General features: G+C 52.9%; 18 protein-coding genes. 14 read left to right on the forward strand and 4 right to left on the reverse strand.

The annotated features are described in order from the left end of the window. Positions 1-99 precede the first annotated feature (99 nt). Positions 100-942: an NAD-dependent epimerase/dehydratase family protein gene (locus tag ACFPB1_RS12675; protein ID WP_379225700.1), complete on the forward strand. Its 843-nt coding sequence runs from the start codon at positions 100-102 to the stop codon at positions 940-942. Here ACFPB1_RS12675 and ACFPB1_RS12680 read toward each other — a convergent pair. After that, positions 883-1,518: a TetR/AcrR family transcriptional regulator gene (locus tag ACFPB1_RS12680; protein WP_379225702.1), complete on the reverse strand. Its 636-nt coding sequence runs from the start codon at positions 1,516-1,518 to the stop codon at positions 883-885. The genes ACFPB1_RS12675 and ACFPB1_RS12680 overlap by 60 nt on opposite strands. A 188-nt stretch (positions 1,519-1,706) precedes the next feature. Here ACFPB1_RS12680 and ACFPB1_RS12685 point away from each other — a divergent pair, with 188 nt between their 5' ends. From ACFPB1_RS12685 to ACFPB1_RS12700, 4 genes are all read left to right on the forward strand, one after another. Then, entirely contained in the window at positions 1,707-2,564 is an 858-nt protein-coding gene (locus tag ACFPB1_RS12685; protein WP_379225704.1) for an NAD(P)H-binding protein, read from the forward strand. Between the two features lie 256 nt (positions 2,565-2,820). Further along, positions 2,821-4,419 carry an ATP-binding protein gene (locus ACFPB1_RS12690; RefSeq protein ID WP_379225900.1) on the forward strand — a complete coding sequence of 533 codons (1,599 nt, stop codon included), beginning with the start codon at positions 2,821-2,823 and terminating at the stop codon, positions 4,417-4,419. 79 nt (positions 4,420-4,498) lie between these two features. Further along, positions 4,499-5,254, forward strand: a complete 756-nt coding sequence (locus tag ACFPB1_RS12695; RefSeq protein WP_379225706.1) for a stalk domain-containing protein — start codon at positions 4,499-4,501, stop codon at positions 5,252-5,254. A gap of 181 nt (positions 5,255-5,435) precedes the next feature. Continuing rightward, positions 5,436-6,485 carry an FAD-dependent monooxygenase gene (locus tag ACFPB1_RS12700; RefSeq protein WP_379225708.1) on the forward strand — a complete coding sequence of 350 codons (1,050 nt, stop codon included), beginning with the start codon at positions 5,436-5,438 and terminating at the stop codon, positions 6,483-6,485. 85 nt (positions 6,486-6,570) lie between these two features. Here the strand turns inward: ACFPB1_RS12700 and ACFPB1_RS12705 are convergent, their stop codons facing one another. Together ACFPB1_RS12705 and ACFPB1_RS12710 are read right to left on the reverse strand one after the other, a co-directional pair. Next, positions 6,571-7,002, reverse strand: coding sequence for a hypothetical protein (locus ACFPB1_RS12705; protein WP_379225710.1), 432 nt, complete (start codon positions 7,000-7,002; stop codon positions 6,571-6,573). After that, positions 6,999-7,205 (reverse strand): helix-turn-helix transcriptional regulator, encoded by a 207-nt coding sequence (locus ACFPB1_RS12710; RefSeq protein ID WP_379225712.1) that lies wholly within the window; start codon positions 7,203-7,205, stop codon positions 6,999-7,001. Before ACFPB1_RS12710 ends, ACFPB1_RS12705 begins: the two co-directional genes overlap by 4 nt. A gap of 335 nt (positions 7,206-7,540) precedes the next feature. Here ACFPB1_RS12710 and ACFPB1_RS12715 point away from each other — a divergent pair, with 335 nt between their 5' ends. From ACFPB1_RS12715 to ACFPB1_RS12725, 3 genes are all read left to right on the forward strand, one after another. Further along, positions 7,541-8,107: a TetR/AcrR family transcriptional regulator gene (locus ACFPB1_RS12715; RefSeq protein WP_379225714.1), complete on the forward strand. Its 567-nt coding sequence runs from the start codon at positions 7,541-7,543 to the stop codon at positions 8,105-8,107. A 127-nt stretch (positions 8,108-8,234) separates the two neighbouring features. Further along, positions 8,235-9,356: an ABC transporter permease gene (locus ACFPB1_RS12720; protein WP_379225716.1), complete on the forward strand. Its 1,122-nt coding sequence runs from the start codon at positions 8,235-8,237 to the stop codon at positions 9,354-9,356. Beyond that, entirely contained in the window at positions 9,356-10,063 is a 708-nt protein-coding gene (locus tag ACFPB1_RS12725) for an ABC transporter ATP-binding protein (RefSeq protein WP_379225718.1), read from the forward strand. Before ACFPB1_RS12720 ends, ACFPB1_RS12725 begins: the two co-directional genes overlap by 1 nt. 122 nt (positions 10,064-10,185) lie before the next feature. Here ACFPB1_RS12725 and ACFPB1_RS12730 read toward each other — a convergent pair whose 3' ends face one another. Beyond that, a complete protein-coding gene (locus ACFPB1_RS12730; protein ID WP_379225902.1) occupies positions 10,186-11,310 on the reverse strand; it encodes an NADH-dependent flavin oxidoreductase in 1,125 nt (374 codons plus the stop codon). A gap of 140 nt (positions 11,311-11,450) precedes the next feature. Here ACFPB1_RS12730 and ACFPB1_RS12735 point away from each other — a divergent pair, with 140 nt between their 5' ends. The 6 genes from ACFPB1_RS12735 to ACFPB1_RS12760 all read left to right on the forward strand — a co-directional run bounded on the left by ACFPB1_RS12735 (position 11,451) and on the right by ACFPB1_RS12760 (position 14,768). After that, positions 11,451-11,777, forward strand: coding sequence for a MerR family transcriptional regulator (locus tag ACFPB1_RS12735; RefSeq protein ID WP_379225720.1), 327 nt, complete (start codon positions 11,451-11,453; stop codon positions 11,775-11,777). 68 nt (positions 11,778-11,845) lie between these two features. Beyond that, positions 11,846-12,283 (forward strand): hypothetical protein, encoded by a 438-nt coding sequence (locus ACFPB1_RS12740; protein WP_379225722.1) that lies wholly within the window; start codon positions 11,846-11,848, stop codon positions 12,281-12,283. Positions 12,284-12,453: 170 nt separating this feature from the next. Beyond that, a complete protein-coding gene (locus ACFPB1_RS12745; RefSeq protein ID WP_379225724.1) occupies positions 12,454-12,894 on the forward strand; it encodes a VOC family protein in 441 nt (146 codons plus the stop codon). A gap of 34 nt (positions 12,895-12,928) precedes the next feature. Next, positions 12,929-13,582, forward strand: a complete 654-nt coding sequence (locus tag ACFPB1_RS12750; RefSeq protein ID WP_379225726.1) for a GNAT family N-acetyltransferase — start codon at positions 12,929-12,931, stop codon at positions 13,580-13,582. 69 nt (positions 13,583-13,651) lie between these two features. Continuing rightward, the gene (locus ACFPB1_RS12755; RefSeq protein ID WP_379225728.1) at positions 13,652-14,113 is read left to right on the forward strand and encodes a phage tail protein; all 462 of its coding nucleotides are present in this window, start codon (positions 13,652-13,654) and stop codon (positions 14,111-14,113) included. Positions 14,114-14,339: 226 nt separating this feature from the next. After that, on the forward strand, positions 14,340-14,768 hold the full coding sequence (locus ACFPB1_RS12760) for a hotdog fold thioesterase (protein WP_379225730.1): 429 nt from the start codon (positions 14,340-14,342) through the stop codon (positions 14,766-14,768). The last annotated feature ends 89 nt before the right edge of the window (positions 14,769-14,857 follow it).

A 14,857-nucleotide genomic window follows, 5' to 3' on the forward strand; every position in this document is an offset into this window, starting at 1 on the left:
TGATACTTCCAATCCTACGATAAACGAAGGAAGGAAGCCACGCTTCTCTTCGATTATACTGCCCATGTAACGTCTAAAAAAGTAGGAGGCTGTTCGAGGATGAACGTATTTGTTACAGGATCCACTGGGAAGGTAGGAAGCCGCTTCGTGCCGCGCTTGCTGCTTCGCGGTCATCACGTCAAGGTGTTGGTCAGAGAGGCGGCCAAGGCGGACGGGCTCCGCAGCCAAGGGGCCGAAGTCATCGAGGGTGATCTGTTGAGTCCGGTTTCGTATAGGGATGCGCTAGCCGGCATAGATGCCGTGGTTCACCTGGCGGCGCAGTTCCGCGGCGTAGACGAAGCGACCACGCGAGCCGCGAACATCGACGGCAGCATCGCGCTGGGCCGCGCCGCTTTACAGGCAGGCGTGCCGAGGTTTGTTTTCTCCAGCACCAACCGTGTGTACGGCTCCGGCCGTCGCTCACGGCCCAATCGCGAAGATGACGAGCTTAAGCCCGCCTTTGCGTATCCGCAATCCAAAGCGGAGGCAGAGGCGGCACTGTTGAGGCTGCATCGCGAAGAAGGATTGGGACTGCGCATTATCCGGCTTCCGTTCGTCTATGGCGAGCAAGACCCTCATATCGAAGAGATTATTCCACATTTGCGTAATTGGCATCCAGCCAAACGATTCCATATGGCGCATCACGCCGATGTTGGGCAATCGCTGATGCTCGCGGTCTCCGCAAACGGCATTGACGGCCGAATTTACAATGTCGCCGATGACGCGCCGATCTCTGTTGCCGAGCTGCTTCAGCTTCATCACAGTGACAGCACAGCGGAAGCGCTCCAGCAAGAAGTTGACCACTGGGACATGATCGTCGATACGACACGTATACGTAACGAGCTACATTACCGGCCGATTTACCCGTCCTTCTACACGGCCAGGGATGCAGGTGCTATCTGAGGCTTCCGTATTTACTATAACCGTGACCACCTCGACCACCTCGTCCACCATCGACTCCAGCGTGCGGGTTTGAGCCTCCCGGCTCCACTGCAGAGCTGACCCGAATAGCCCCCAACTGGCCACCAGGGCCGTAGTGTCCGGCTTTTGCTGCGAGCCGCTCCGTGCAGGTTCCGATGGCAGCCATCGGAGCAGGAGACGATACAGTTCCTTCTGCATGGCGTTCTCGAGCAGCGGTTCGAATTGTTTGTCTCCCGGCGTGAGGTACTGGCGGAATCGGACGAGAAATCGGAAGACGGTCCGAACCAGGACATGCAGATTGTCCGGACTGAAGGGGGCATCATCCGGCAGGTTTTTACTAAGAATGAGTTGAAACTTCTCCGTCATCCAATAAGCGAGAAACGCGAATTTGTCTTCAAAATGGGCATAGAAGGTTGCGCGGTTGACGGCCGCTCGGTTCGCAATGTCGTGAACGGTTATGGAATAGAGGTTTCGCTTCTCGTCGAGCAGCTCGTTAAAGGCTTGAATGAATAACTGACGGGTTCTCTTGACGCGGGGATCGCTTGGATTTACCGGCATGCTGCACCACGCTTTCTTCGGATCTCAAAAACAGACAAAACGGCGATTGTGTCGGGAACGCAACGAAACCGGCCTTTTGCTGATTGTTGGCCGGGCTCGGGCCCTTTATCGTTGACGTATGCGATCTATGGTTACACAAATCCGTATCGTTCGCAAACGTTGTACAGAGAAGAAAGGGTGAGCATAACATGATTATCGTGACTGGAGCGAATGGGAAGTTAGGCAGGGGCGTGGTCGAGCAGCTGCTTACGCGCATCCCGGCTGAGCAGATTGGCGTCAGTGTTCGGGATGTGCGACAGGCGCAGGATCTAGCGGAGCGGGGCGTACGTGTGCGTTATGGCGATTTCGCGAACGCGGAGAGCTTGCTGAATGCATTTGAAGGTGCCTCGCAGGTGCTCCTGGTTTCCACCGGTATTTTGGGAGAGGCGGGGATCCGTCAGCACCAGACCGCGATTGACAGCGCGAAGACATCCGGCGCCGGACGGGTGCTCTACACGAGTCATTTGGGCGTTTCTCCGACGTCGTATTTTCCGCCTATGGTTCATCATGCCGCGACGGAAGATCTGCTTGCAGCGTCGGGTGTGCGCTACACGTCGCTTCGGAACGGCTTTTACGCCTCCTCCTTGGTCGGATTAATCGGCGACGCCGTCAATACGGGCGAGTTGATCGTTCCCGAGGACGGTCCGATTGCCTGGACCGCGCACTCGGATTTGGCTCAAGCGACCGCAGCGATCGTAACCGGGAAGCACGGGGAGGGTCCATTCCCGAATCTAACGGCCACTGAAGCGATCGACATGGAGGGGGTTGCGGCGATGGCATCGGATATTGCCGGCCGGCCTATCGAGCGAAGAGTCGTAACGGATGAAGCGTATCGGGCGCATCTGACTGCCCAAGGCTTTCCGGAGATGCGCATCGCGATCACCTTGGGGTTATTCCGTGCCAGCCGGCACGGGGACTTCGCGCAAGCGGGTAACGCTTTAGCCGACCTGATCGGACGGCCTCCGTTGACGCTCAGAGAATGTTTAAGCGCGTCTTTGCCGCTGTAGACACGCGATGAGACTGGTTTGATTCACGTAAGGAAATTCGCGTAAGGAGAGGGCCATCCTGCCTAGGGTGGCCCTAACTCGAGCTTATGACCTGCCGGGAACCTCAGCTTCGCTGCCCTCTTTCCTCATGATTCAGCAGCCATTCTTTGCTGTAACCGAAAATCAGGCCTCTATTTTTATTTGCCGGAGTTCATTGCAATTGAAGTGAACAAGAGACAAAATAAGATAGTAAATAGCTGATGTACGGTTGGTGACGATGATGATAACAGAATCAAGAACGACCTATATTTATAACTCCCACCAAAAATGCCTGGCGCATCACTTGGATCCGAATGATCTGCCGGCCTCTAAAGAAAAATTGCCGGATCGCGTGGTGGAGCAAAAGAAGCGGGCCTTGGATGTTACGATTGCTGCGGCAAGAAAATTTATGACGCGGTTAATCTCCGATTTGGATGGGACGGCTGTTTTGATCTGTATCACGGATCACGAAGGGTATATTTTGGAAATGTACGGCGATGAAGAGATTAAATGGCAAATCGAATCCTTGGGTCTGTGCCCCGGAGTCCGATTAGAGGAAGAGAAGGTCGGAACGAATAGCATTGAAATGGCCTTGCGAATGGGACGATCCGCCCAGCTCATCGGACCCGATCATTTCTTTCGGTGTTTGCATGAAACGGCTTGTTTCTCCGTACCCTTTCATTCGGCCGGCAGGATAAGCGGTACGATCTCGATGATGATGGCCGCTCATCATGTAAGTCCCTACCATCTAGCCTTGCTCCAGTCGGTTGTCGATTCCATCGACCGAGAGGTAACGGCCAAGAAGCAGAATAAGAAATTATTAGTCCTGAATCAGGTGCTCATGGAGAACAGTCGAAACGGGGTTATTCTGACCGATGAGGAAGGAAACATCGTCGAAATCAATCCTTATGCCGAGAACGTATTATCCAGCAATAAGGGCGAACTGTGCAATCGTCATATTACGGAAGTAGCGGTTATCGGAGAATACATGGGCAGCGTGCTGCGAGGCAGTCAGAAATATGAAGACATCGAGATCACGCTATCGAACAAAACGTTTTTATTCGACTCCTTTCCCATTCATGATGAATTCAACCAAATCATCGGCGTATTCGGCCAGTTTCGGGATATTACGGACAGACTGGTTCTAAAGAGACAACTCATGCTAAGCGAGAAATTGTCGGCCATCGGGAAAATCAGTGCAGGGCTTGCCCATGAGATTCGCAATCCGCTGACGTCCATCATGGGATTACTAGCGCTTCTTAAAGAACATTTCAAACCAGCCAACCCTGGGCAAAAAGATTATTTTCGAATCATCTTCAGCGAATTGGAACGCATCAAAAATCTGGTGCAGCAATTTGTGATGATGGCGAAACCGGATCAGAACGAACTCATCAAAACGAACGTAAACGTACATACCCTCATGGAAGATATTTTGGCGTTAATGGAAAGCGACTTCCATAGTAAACACATAAACGTCCAGTATCACCCGTTGTATCAAGCGGAGATGGAGATCGATAAGGATAAAATCAAACAGGTGATTCTCAATATTTTACAGAATGCCTTGGATGCCATCGATTTGGATGGGAACATATCCGTCGTGATCCGGCAGAGCCAGCTTGATCCGGGGATTGAAATTACGATCAGAGACGATGGCGCCGGGATGGATAAAGATACATTAGACAAGCTGGCGACGCCGTTTCATTCCACGAAAAAATACGGGTTAGGCCTAGGATTATCGATGAGTTATCGGATCGTTGAATTGCATAAAGGACGAATCAAAGTAGAAAGCGAGCATGGAAAGGGGACCACCTTTACCATATGGCTGCCGGAAGGTTGAACATATACAAGAGAGGATACAGGCAGGAAGATTCAAAGCGATCCAATCGTTTATATATTTTGGTTTTGGGGGCGATCTCGTGAAAAGTAACATGAAATCGTTTTTGTTAGGCTTTGTTGTATGTGCCATGCTTGGTTCGACCACTGTGTATGCGACCGATTCAACCCGAATTGAAGTTTATTTTAAGAAGCTAAAGTATGTCTTTAATGGAATTGAGAAGGTTCCAAATTCTGCTGGCGAGGGTTTTATATATCAGGGAACCACTTATGTGCCGCTAAGATTTGTTAGTGAGTCATTAGATAAAGAGGTAAGTTGGAATCCTGGGACCGGAACGATACGGGTTAGCGATCATCCTAGTCGTTTTTTAATGGAGGATTTAAGCATAACCGATACCTTAACGAATTCAATCATTCGAGTTGGAATGTCCAAAAAAGAAGTCGAACAAAAGCTTGGGATTGCTGCTGACGTGAATTTTTTGAATATCTACAACTATAATGGTCTGGAGATATTTTATAGAAATGATAAGGTAGCGGGATTGATGGTAAAGACAGGGGAAAATACGACGAATCGTTATCAAACGAACAAACACATCGGACTAGGCGATAATTATAACAAGATATTTACCAGTTATGGAAATGGACTTGTTGACGAGCAATTTGATGCAGCCACCTTTCTTTTTGCCAGTGAGAACGGTAAGCTCAACAAAGTGGATTCAAGAGAAGATGTAACGGATACTTCTTCTGCATATGTAATTTCTTTAAGCTGGGATCGTACCAATAAAACGGTCAGTATGATTTTAATTGGGGATTATCAGTTTGCATATTCAACGCAATAACAACCGCACATCAACAAACCGGAGGGGTCATCCAAAAGGATGGCCCTAAAACCAGGGGCTGCCGCGGGCAGCTCCTTTTCCATTTTCGCAGTATGGTTCACGTTGTCTATATTCAGTTCATAAAACCGATCTACGCTATACAACGTGCTTAAAAATAGGTTGGAACACGGGAGGAACGAATATGAACAAAAACGTGCTAATTAGCGGAGCGAGCTTTGCGGGGCTTTCAACAGCTTACTGGATGAATAAACTGGGCTACAAAGTGACTATTGTCGAAATAGCCAAAAGCCTAAAAAAAGGGGGCTCGCCTGTAAATATCCGTGGGAATACGGTCGACATCGTGAAGCGAATGGGGCTGCTCGACCAAATTCAGTTGAATCATCTGCGCATGGAATTGACGGAATTCAAAAATTCCGATGATGTCACGGAAAGAGTGGAAGCAAGAGAGGATCGCGCCTCGGACGAATATGAAGTCGAGCGGGACGTCCTGTTGAATATCCTGTACGAAGCTGTTAGCAAGGATGTCGACTTTATTTTCGGGGATCGTATCGCGTCAATGAAGGAAGAGGCTGGCGGCGTAGATGTTGTGTTAAGAGGGGGGCAAAGGCGCTCTTATGACCTCGTATTCGGCTGTGACGGTATTCATTCGGTCGTCAGAAAATTATGCTTCGGGGAAGAGGCGGAGTTTTCGCATTTTCTAAAAGCGTATTTTTCAATCACGATTGCAAATAAATTGTTGATCCGCGAGAATACGACGCAACTGTACAATGAGCCGGGCAAGATGATTATGCTGAACGCCTACAACAACAAAACCGATATTGTCCTCTGTTTTGCTTCGGACAAGGAAATCTCATACGACTACCGGAATGAAGAACGGCAGCGAGAAATCATTTTGGAGCAGTTTACCGGACTCGGCTGGCGAACGCCGGAATTGCTAGAGGAAGTTAAGCACTCACAAACGTTTTACTTTGACAAGCTGTGTCAAGTGAAAATGCCGTCGTGGACAACAGGCAGGGTTGCGCTAGTCGGCGATGCCGGATACTGTGCATCTCCTGCTGCAGGAATGGGCGGGTCACTGGCCATAGACGGGGCTGCCGCCTTGGCCGACGCTTTCCAAACGTGCAATGGAAATTACGAACTTGCGTTTCAAGCCTACAATACGAGTTTTCGCCCCTTCATCGAGGAAGTGCAATCTGCTGCGGAAATGTTTGTAGATTTTCTGGTCCCGTGAATGAAAGAGGCGATTCGCGAAGGAAATTCACAAGAAGGATAGCAGGGGTCGACAATGGTTCATATTTTGCAAAAAAGATAGGCCTTCACATCTCTCTATAGTACTTCAAACGATAATAAGTGTTAGATCCAATAATGAACAGATAGACAAAAGCCAGCAGCAAGACCGCCATGAGATCGATACCCATCAAGGACAATGCCACAAGTAAAGCCCCAATCACAAAAACCATCATGTCGTATGCTTTCGCCTTGGCCCGATTCGCGATGGCCACATTACGCTCGTCTTTCTGGTCAATCTCGAGCTGCTTGGCTGCGGCGGGAGCATGCCTCATCGCGTATTGAAGGATCATTTCGCCAAGACCGTGACCGAAAATACTGCAGCCGAGTCCGACACAGAGATAAGGCAGCGCGCGCATCATCCCTTGCGGATCTTCCATGGTCTTGATGAAGTACAGGCCGGCCGCTAGAAGTCCCACGCCTGCAATGGTGTACAGATAAGACGCCATCGTTTTGTTCATACCTGCTCATCCCCTTCATAAATAAAGATGTCTTCGATCTGCATGCCGAAAAAACGAGCAATCTTGAACGCGAGAAGGATGGACGGGTTATATCGCCCGTTTTCCAGCGAACCGATCGTTTGCCGGGACACTTCAAGGGCCGCTGCTAATTCTTCTTGATTCATTCCGCGTTGCTTGCGAATCTCTTCTAAACGGTTGTCCAATGCGTTCATCCCTCCAATGGAAAGCCAACTTTCCATATGAAAAGCGTACCTCGCAGAAGGATCAATGTCAAGCTTGCTTTCCATCGGGACACAAAAAAAGCAATCCCGCTTAGAACGGCCCCAAATCTGCGGTTACAAGCAGCGCGGGGAATTTTTCCATAAGCGACGGCGAAAATAGTTCACAGGCGGAACGCATGGATGCGATATCCTTTAAGCTTAGAATTTCAAATGCAGGTATGTTAGACTGAAATTTGAGGAGCCGACATTCACTCGCTCCTCTTTTTCTCAATAGCGAAACTGTTGAAATCATGTATTCATGTGAAAGGGAAGCAGCCATGGGCAGAAAGCAATCCTATACGGAGTCGGAACTTCTGGACTTAACCAAAAAGTTAGTGCTTGAGCGCGGATACGACGGGTTTCATCTCAAGCTGCTTTCGCAGCATTTACCCGGTGCACGAAGCACGATCTACCAATACTATTCAAACAAGGAAGAAATCGTTGCCGCTTGCATGAAGCGCGTCATCAAGGGGGTCATCGAGAAAGCCTCGAAAATCGATGAGACCGACGCGATGCAGGCCCTTCAAGAGCTGCTTGGCATTTATGTTGAAGAATCCAAGCTGCATCAACTGCTGGGCGATGCTCATAAAATCAATACAACGAATTCCGAAGCCGCTAGCCGGGATCTCGAGGTTGTTGAGCAAGCTCATGCAACGCTAAAAGTTCAGCTAACGCGTCTCTTCCAAAGAGCGCAGCAAGAGCAAAATCTTAGAGAAGACATTCCGCTCCCCGTGCTGATCGGCGGGTTTTTCAACCTCATTAACACGCCGAACATGATGAACATTCCTACTCCTGAGTGGAGCCAGGTATTGTTTCAAATGTGGATGGGAGGAGCGCAACGGTAGGACGCCGCTTCGTTTTAATTTGACACTTGTGTCGAATATGCTGTTTAATAGATGGGGGCCGAAAATAAATGCATGGCGTACAACCAAAATGACACAAGTGTCATAAATAAAGACAAGGGGTGAGAGCGTGTTTTTAGCTTTAAAGGAATTGATGCATAGCAAGCTGAAATTTCTGATGATCGTCATTATTTTTGTCTTGGTGGCTTGGTTGGTATTCATCCTATCGGGACTCGGCAACGGGTTATCGACCCTTGCGGCGTCGGCATTCCAAAATATGAAAGCCGATTATGTCGTCTTTGAACAAGGGTCGCAATCGACCATGGGCAAATCCCTGTTATCCGACGAATTGGTGGCGCAAGCCGAGAAATTGCCTAATGTGACTGCCGCATCCCCCATGGGGAGCACAATGGCTACCGCATTGAAAGGAAATAGCGCCAAGAATGAGGATAAGGTCGATATCGCGATCTTAGGGATTCTTCCCGGCAGCTTCCTAGAACCGGCAGTCATCGAAGGCGAGGGACTGTCCGCGGCGAATCCGACAGGCGCCATTGTGAATAAGACGATGCAGGATGAAGGCTTCAAGCTGGGGGATACATTTCAACTAGACGGCTCGACACAAGCCTTGACGATTATCGGGTTCGTCGATAACCAGACCTACAACCACCTTTCGGCTGTGTTCGTTCCGATGTCCGAATGGCGGAAGATTACGTTTGCCGCCCCGGGATCGGATAAGGGAGTCGCGGGCCCGGTTAACGCCATCATGCTGCAGGGCAGGCATATTGATCCTGCTTCTATTAGCAGCAAGCTCTCCGATACCGATACCGTCACCCGCAAAGCGGCGATACACGGCATGCCGGGGTACAAGGAGGAGAACGGCTCCATTATGATGATGTTGGGCTTCTTGCTTGCGATCTCCGCCTTCGTGCTCGGAGTATTCTTCTATGTCGTTACGATGCAGAAGACCCAACAATTCGGCATCATGAAGGCGATCGGCGCAAGAAACGGCTTTCTCGGCAAAGCCATTGTTTCGCAGGTCATTGTTCTATCGTTGACGAGCATCGTTGTTGCCGTTCTGCTCACGTATGGGACTGCGGCGATTATGCCGAAGGGAATGCCGTTCAAGCTGGAAGCTAGCCTCGTGGTCGAGTACTCGGTTATCCTTCTTGTTATCGCCGTGCTCAGTTCGCTGGTCTCGGTTCGAAAAATAACTAAAATTGATCCGCTGAAGGCGTTGGGGAGGGCCGAATAATGACAGCGTCAGGACTGCAAGTCAGCAACGTTACGAAGTATTACGCCGAGGGAGGCAACCGGATTTCCGCGCTTGAAGGCGTGTCTATGTCGGTGCAGCCTGGGGAGCTTGTAGCTGTCGTCGGGCCTTCCGGGTCGGGAAAGAGCACGTTTCTATCGATTGCCGGCGCGCTGCTCAAAGCCTCGGAAGGAGAGGTCAACCTGAATGGGCATCTTCTATCTAAGCTTTCCGATAAAGAACTTTCCAACGTAAGATTGAAGGAAATCGGCTTTGTGATGCAATCGTCTAATCTGGTCCCTTATTTGAACGTTCTCGACCAATTGCTCGTAGTCAAGAGGATGTCGGGCAAAGTGAAAGCCAAGGATCGGGCTTTCGCCGTGCAGTTGCTCGAAGAATTGGGATTGGGTTCGAAACTGAAAAGCTTCCCGGAGGAGCTGTCCGGCGGCGAGAAACAACGTACGGCGATCGCGCGGGCCTTAATCAACAATCCTAACGTGATTTTGGCGGATGAACCTACGGCTAGTCTCGATACCAAGCGTGCCCATGAAGTGGTCGGTCTGATCGCCAATGAGGTGAGATCGCGCCGGAAAGCAGCCATCATGGTCACGCATGATGAACGCATGCTTGAATATTGCGATAAAGTATATCGGATGGAAGACGGCAAGTTGTCGCTAGCCGAACTGGCAAGTCCGGTGCGCGCGCGATAAGAAGCAGGCCATCCGCCAGGGATGGCCCGCTATCGCGTCGTTACGGATCGCGCAGGAAACGTGGCATTCGCTCCGATCTCATGCGGTTCGGCGCGTATGGCTTCAGGCGAAGGGAGCAACGGTTAATCCACGAATGGAAACCAGCCCGGTCTGCGCTGAATAGCGGCCCACAAATTGTCGGGAATCGCCAACGCCTTTTGAGCGGAGCGGGAAATCGTGGTTTTTAGTTCGTGTTCGCGCCCGCTCCGTACCAAATGGGCCCAATCAGGGTTCATGATGATGGCATGCCCGAGGGCTGCCAATGGAACGCCGGTTGCCAGCGCCTTCCCGACATCCTCTGGCGTCAACAACCCGCCGACGCCGATGACGGGGATACGGCTGCCCGCGCGCTGCTGGATCATGACGACTCTGGACGTTGCAGTGCTGGCATCGTGTCTCGGACCCGCCCAGAACCGATCTACGGAAACATGCAGATAATCCAAGGATTGTTCGGTGAGCACATCAACGAATTGAAGCGTATCGTCCATGGTAATGCCCGGGTGTTCATTTTCCTCCGGAGCCAAGCGATACCCGACTGCAAATGGGGCCGCGGCGTGCTGGGCAACGGTGTCGTTGACGCGCTGGATCACTTCCAACGGGAAGGCCATGCGCTTCTCCAGCGTTCCTCCCCAGCGATCCGTTCTTCGGTTGGCGTGCGGGGAGAAGAAGTTCTGGACGAGAAATCCATTGGCTCCGTGGATCTCCACGCCGTCGAAACCGGCCTCAATGGCCCGGCGGGTCGCCTCTGCGAATGCATCGATCGCTTGCTCGATTTCGTGTTCGGTCATCTCGTGGGGGACGACGGCGCTATCCCATTCTCCGGCAATTGCGCTCGCGCCTATGACACGACCGTCAGGGACTAGATGCGGGTTGGCCTTTCGGCCGCCATGATAGAGCTGGACGATCGCCCGGGTTCCGTTTTCCTGGATCGCGGCGGACAGCTTCCGTAATCCGGGAATCAGCGCATCGTGATCGATGCCGAATCCGTGCTGCGCAACTTTCCCGTGCTGCGATACGAACGAACCGGACGTAATGACAGCCCCTAGCCCATTAGCACGAGCGCGATAATAAAGCAATTCGTCATCGGTCACTTCGCCATGGATGCCGGAGGCCGTTAATGTCATGGGGGCCATGATGATCCGATTATGAAGCTGCACGCCGGAAGGCAGACGAAACGGAGCGAATATAGCTTGGTGCGTGGCGTTCATTTTTATGCCTCTTTTCTTTGTATTCAGGTTCTTCTGTTCAAGGAACATGTTACGCCTTAGAGCGCGCTCTAACGCAAGCTGGAATTTCGTGATAAAATAAAGCCATGAAGGAACAATATACAATCCAACAAATTTCCCGGATGACCGGACTGTCTGCGCACACGCTGCGATACTACGAGAAGATGGGGCTGCTTGGCGGGGTAGGCCGAAACCATCAAGGATATCGTCAATATGACGATGCCGATCTCGCATGGATCGAGTTTCTGCTGCGCCTACGCGCGACCGGAATGCCGATTCGCGACATGAGGCGGTTCTCCGAGCTGCGCAGCAGAGGGGAGTCCACCCTCGGCGAGAGACGCGAGATCTTGGAGACCCATCAACGGAAGATCAAGACGCAGATTCAAGAGCTCGAGCGGCATCTTGCCAAGATCCAGGAGAAGGTCGCCTTATACGCCGACGTAACCTGATTGGACAACCCACACGCAAGCGGTCAAGCTGGAATAGATTATCCCATCTTGAAAATGGAGGGGATAGCATGTCAAAGTTTCTTGATACGCGAACGTCGCAAAATGCCAGCACCGGGGGGTCCATTGAGATTACATTAACCCCCATGACACCGACTGCCATAGGCGTTGTCGGACTCAATGTTACGGGAGCCGGTGGAGAACTAAGAGTGACCCTTAGCGGAATCGCCGCGATTAATCTGCCGGCCGGACCTCAGCCTGAAGGTTCTGTCATCGTCTTGGCCGTCGTGCGTGGTACGGCTTTAGTTCAAGAGGCGTTAGTCGGGGATGTCGTACTCCCATTGCTCCCGACGGATACCGGCGTGAAAATTCTTAATTTAACCGTTTCGGATTATAACGTGCCGTATCCCGCTTCGAATGAGCTCGTTTATTCGCTTGCCGTGTTTTCCGCTGTTGGAGGAACGCGACTCGGGCCGGAAAGTTTTTATGCCTCCGCGTATTCGAACTAGCAAGGTGACAAGACGATCAAGGTAGGAAGGTTCACCCAGGCACCCTGTTAAGGGTGCCTTTCCTGCGTCCCGATGAAGGAAGCACAGGCCACTTATCGAATAGTAAACGTAGTGGAAAGCGTTATCATCGAGAGTGAACAGGCCTTTTTCAAGAAAAGGAGATGGTGCGTGTGCTGAACAACAAGACGAACCCTGCCGATGTGATCGGCTATTGCTGCCTGAGGTTTCCGGTGACGGATCTGAAGAGGTCCGTTGCGTTTTACTGCGAGGTGCTGGGCTACGAATTGCTGTCGGCGGACGAGGTGTTCGGCGAAGCGCACATGGCTCTGAAGAACGGCAACGACCCAAGCCTCTTCTTGATGGAGACCAAGCCGGAAGCCTTCTCCCCGCTGCGGTTCGAATTTCCGCGGTCCTACTGGGTGACGAACGGCGCGAGACAGGCGACGATGATCGAGCTGCTCACGAACGATTTGCTGGCGCTGCATGAACGGCTGCAGCACGCCGGCGCCCGGATCGACGCGGAGCCTGCGTTTACGGAGGAATTTGGGTACTTCACCTTCTATGATCCGGATGGGCATTTTTTTCGGGCGGTGGAGGAGCGAGGCGAGTAGGGCTGACGTTCAGGGACGCGCATGAACGTAGTCGATGGACCATTTCCATGTCGAATTCGAGGAGGGAGCCGCCATGCCGGCGACGAAGGACCGCATCGCGATCGTGCCCGCGAACGAGGCGTCTTGGGAAGACTTGGAGCAGGTGCTGGGGCCGGTGAAGTGCCACTCGGACCGGTGCTACTGCCAGCGGCACAAGATTCTGAGCGCGGAGTGGCGCCGGATCGATGACGACGAGCGCGCCTTCCTGCTGCGCGCGCAGACCAACTGCGGCAGCCCGGAGGCGGACACGACCAGCGGTCTGGTCGCGTACCTGGGTGATGAGCCTGTCGGCTGGGCTGCAGTCGAGCCGCGCGCGCACTTCAGCAACTTGCTGAGGAGCCGCATTCTCTGGGCGGAGCGGAACGAGGACAAGCAGGACGAAGGCGTATGGGCCGTCACCTGCTTCATCGTGCGCAGAGGCTATCGCCGACGCGGCATCATGTATGCGCTCGCCCGCGCGGCCGTCGGCTTCGCCCGGCAGCGGGGCGCCCGCGCCCTCGAGGGGTATCCGATGGCCACCGAGCCCGGCAAGGAGATCACGTGGGGCGAGCTCCACGTCGGCAGCCGGAACGCCTTCGCCGCGGCCGGCTTCCGCGAGGTGACCCATCCGACGCTTCGGCGGTACGTGATGCGGGTGGATTTTGAGTAGGGCTAGGCTGGTCTCTATGAGTCTAGGCGAATGCCAGCCGGGCATACTGAGAGAATAGGAGGGATGGCAATGGCGTATACCGTTGAGTTCAAGACCGTGTCCACGGTCGGACTGGAGTCCTCGCCGGTGGCGGAGGCGCTGGCCGGCTTGCGCGCGAACGAGGCTCGTTATTTCATGAACAAATACAAGCACGACTTCACGGTGGTGCCCGCGAGCGAAAGCCAGGAGACTCTGGATTACGTGAACCGCGTGCTGCAGGAACGCGATATCGCGTTCGCGGCCAAGCCGCTGGAGACGTCGCGGTTCCAAGTGGAAAACATCAAGTTCGCCTACGTGTTCTATGAGGACGGGCTGTCGGTCAACGTCATGTACACGGTGGACGATCCCAAGAAGCGGGCCGTCGGGTTCAAGCTGTCCGAGGGCATGGACGTGCCGAAGGAGCTGGAAGGGAAGTTCAAGTTCGCGACGCAGAAGTCCAAGCTGGCCGGCATCATCCGGGGCTCGTACTTCGTCATCAAGGGCGAGTACTAATCCTCGCGGCTGAAATGTCCACGCCGCATACCGCCGGTGATAAGCCCCCAAGCAGCCTCTATTCCTTCACCGGACTAGAGGCTTTGTTCGTTGGGTCACCGATGCCGCCGGCAGCCGGAGCGAGCCGATTAGCGGTCGGGGGCGGAAACGCGGTACAATACGGAGGACACGCCATTCCCAAGCGGATGGCCGCCGATCAGCAAAACCAGCGAAGGAGATTTTCAAAATGAACCACACCCAGGACAATCACTTCATGTTAAGCGAAGACGTCGATTATGACCAAACGATGTTCGGCGCGCTCGGCATGCGGATCACCGAATGCACGGGAGACCGCGTCGTGGCGACGATGCCCGTCGGACCGGCGACCCGCCAGTATTTCGGCGCGCTGCACGGCGGCGCGTCGGTGGCGCTGGCCGAGACGGTGGCGAGCGTGGGCACGTACCAGCTCATCGACAAGGAGAACCAGCTGGCCGTCGGCATGGAGATCAACGCGAACCATATCCGCTCCAAGCGGGACGGCATCGTCACCGCCGTCGCGACGCCGCTGCATAAGGGGCGGACGACGATGGTTTGGGACATCAAGATATCGGACGAGGACGATCGGCTGATCTGCGTCTCCCGCTGCACCGTGGGCATCATCCCGAGAGTGCGCTAGCCGGACCGGATGTGCCTGCTCATAACCGGCAAAAAAAGCTCCCTCAAAGCGCAAACGAGGGAGCTTTCATATTATCAGGTTAACCAGTC

It is taken from the genome of Paenibacillus sp. GCM10023250 (assembly GCF_042653205.1).
Lineage (GTDB): Bacteria > Bacillota > Bacilli > Paenibacillales > Paenibacillaceae > Paenibacillus_Z.

Coding starts and splice junctions, on each gene's coding strand:
- ACFPB1_RS12705 (WP_379225710.1), bottom strand. CDS start 7,002: ATGAACAAAACGATGGCGTCTTATCTGTACACCATTGCAGGCGTGGGA.
- ACFPB1_RS12755 (WP_379225728.1), top strand. CDS start 13,652: ATGGCGTATACCGTTGAGTTCAAGACCGTGTCCACGGTCGGACTGGAG.
- ACFPB1_RS12675 (WP_379225700.1), top strand. CDS start 100: ATGAACGTATTTGTTACAGGATCCACTGGGAAGGTAGGAAGCCGCTTC.
- ACFPB1_RS12740 (WP_379225722.1), top strand. CDS start 11,846: ATGTCAAAGTTTCTTGATACGCGAACGTCGCAAAATGCCAGCACCGGG.
- ACFPB1_RS12735 (WP_379225720.1), top strand. CDS start 11,451: ATGACCGGACTGTCTGCGCACACGCTGCGATACTACGAGAAGATGGGG.
- ACFPB1_RS12760 (WP_379225730.1), top strand. CDS start 14,340: ATGAACCACACCCAGGACAATCACTTCATGTTAAGCGAAGACGTCGAT.
- ACFPB1_RS12690 (WP_379225900.1), top strand. CDS start 2,821: ATGATGATAACAGAATCAAGAACGACCTATATTTATAACTCCCACCAA.
- ACFPB1_RS12700 (WP_379225708.1), top strand. CDS start 5,436: ATGAACAAAAACGTGCTAATTAGCGGAGCGAGCTTTGCGGGGCTTTCA.
- ACFPB1_RS12715 (WP_379225714.1), top strand. CDS start 7,541: ATGGGCAGAAAGCAATCCTATACGGAGTCGGAACTTCTGGACTTAACC.
- ACFPB1_RS12680 (WP_379225702.1), bottom strand. CDS start 1,518: ATGCCGGTAAATCCAAGCGATCCCCGCGTCAAGAGAACCCGTCAGTTA.
- ACFPB1_RS12725 (WP_379225718.1), top strand. CDS start 9,356: ATGACAGCGTCAGGACTGCAAGTCAGCAACGTTACGAAGTATTACGCC.
- ACFPB1_RS12685 (WP_379225704.1), top strand. CDS start 1,707: ATGATTATCGTGACTGGAGCGAATGGGAAGTTAGGCAGGGGCGTGGTC.
- ACFPB1_RS12730 (WP_379225902.1), bottom strand. CDS start 11,310: ATGAACGCCACGCACCAAGCTATATTCGCTCCGTTTCGTCTGCCTTCC.
- ACFPB1_RS12750 (WP_379225726.1), top strand. CDS start 12,929: ATGGACCATTTCCATGTCGAATTCGAGGAGGGAGCCGCCATGCCGGCG.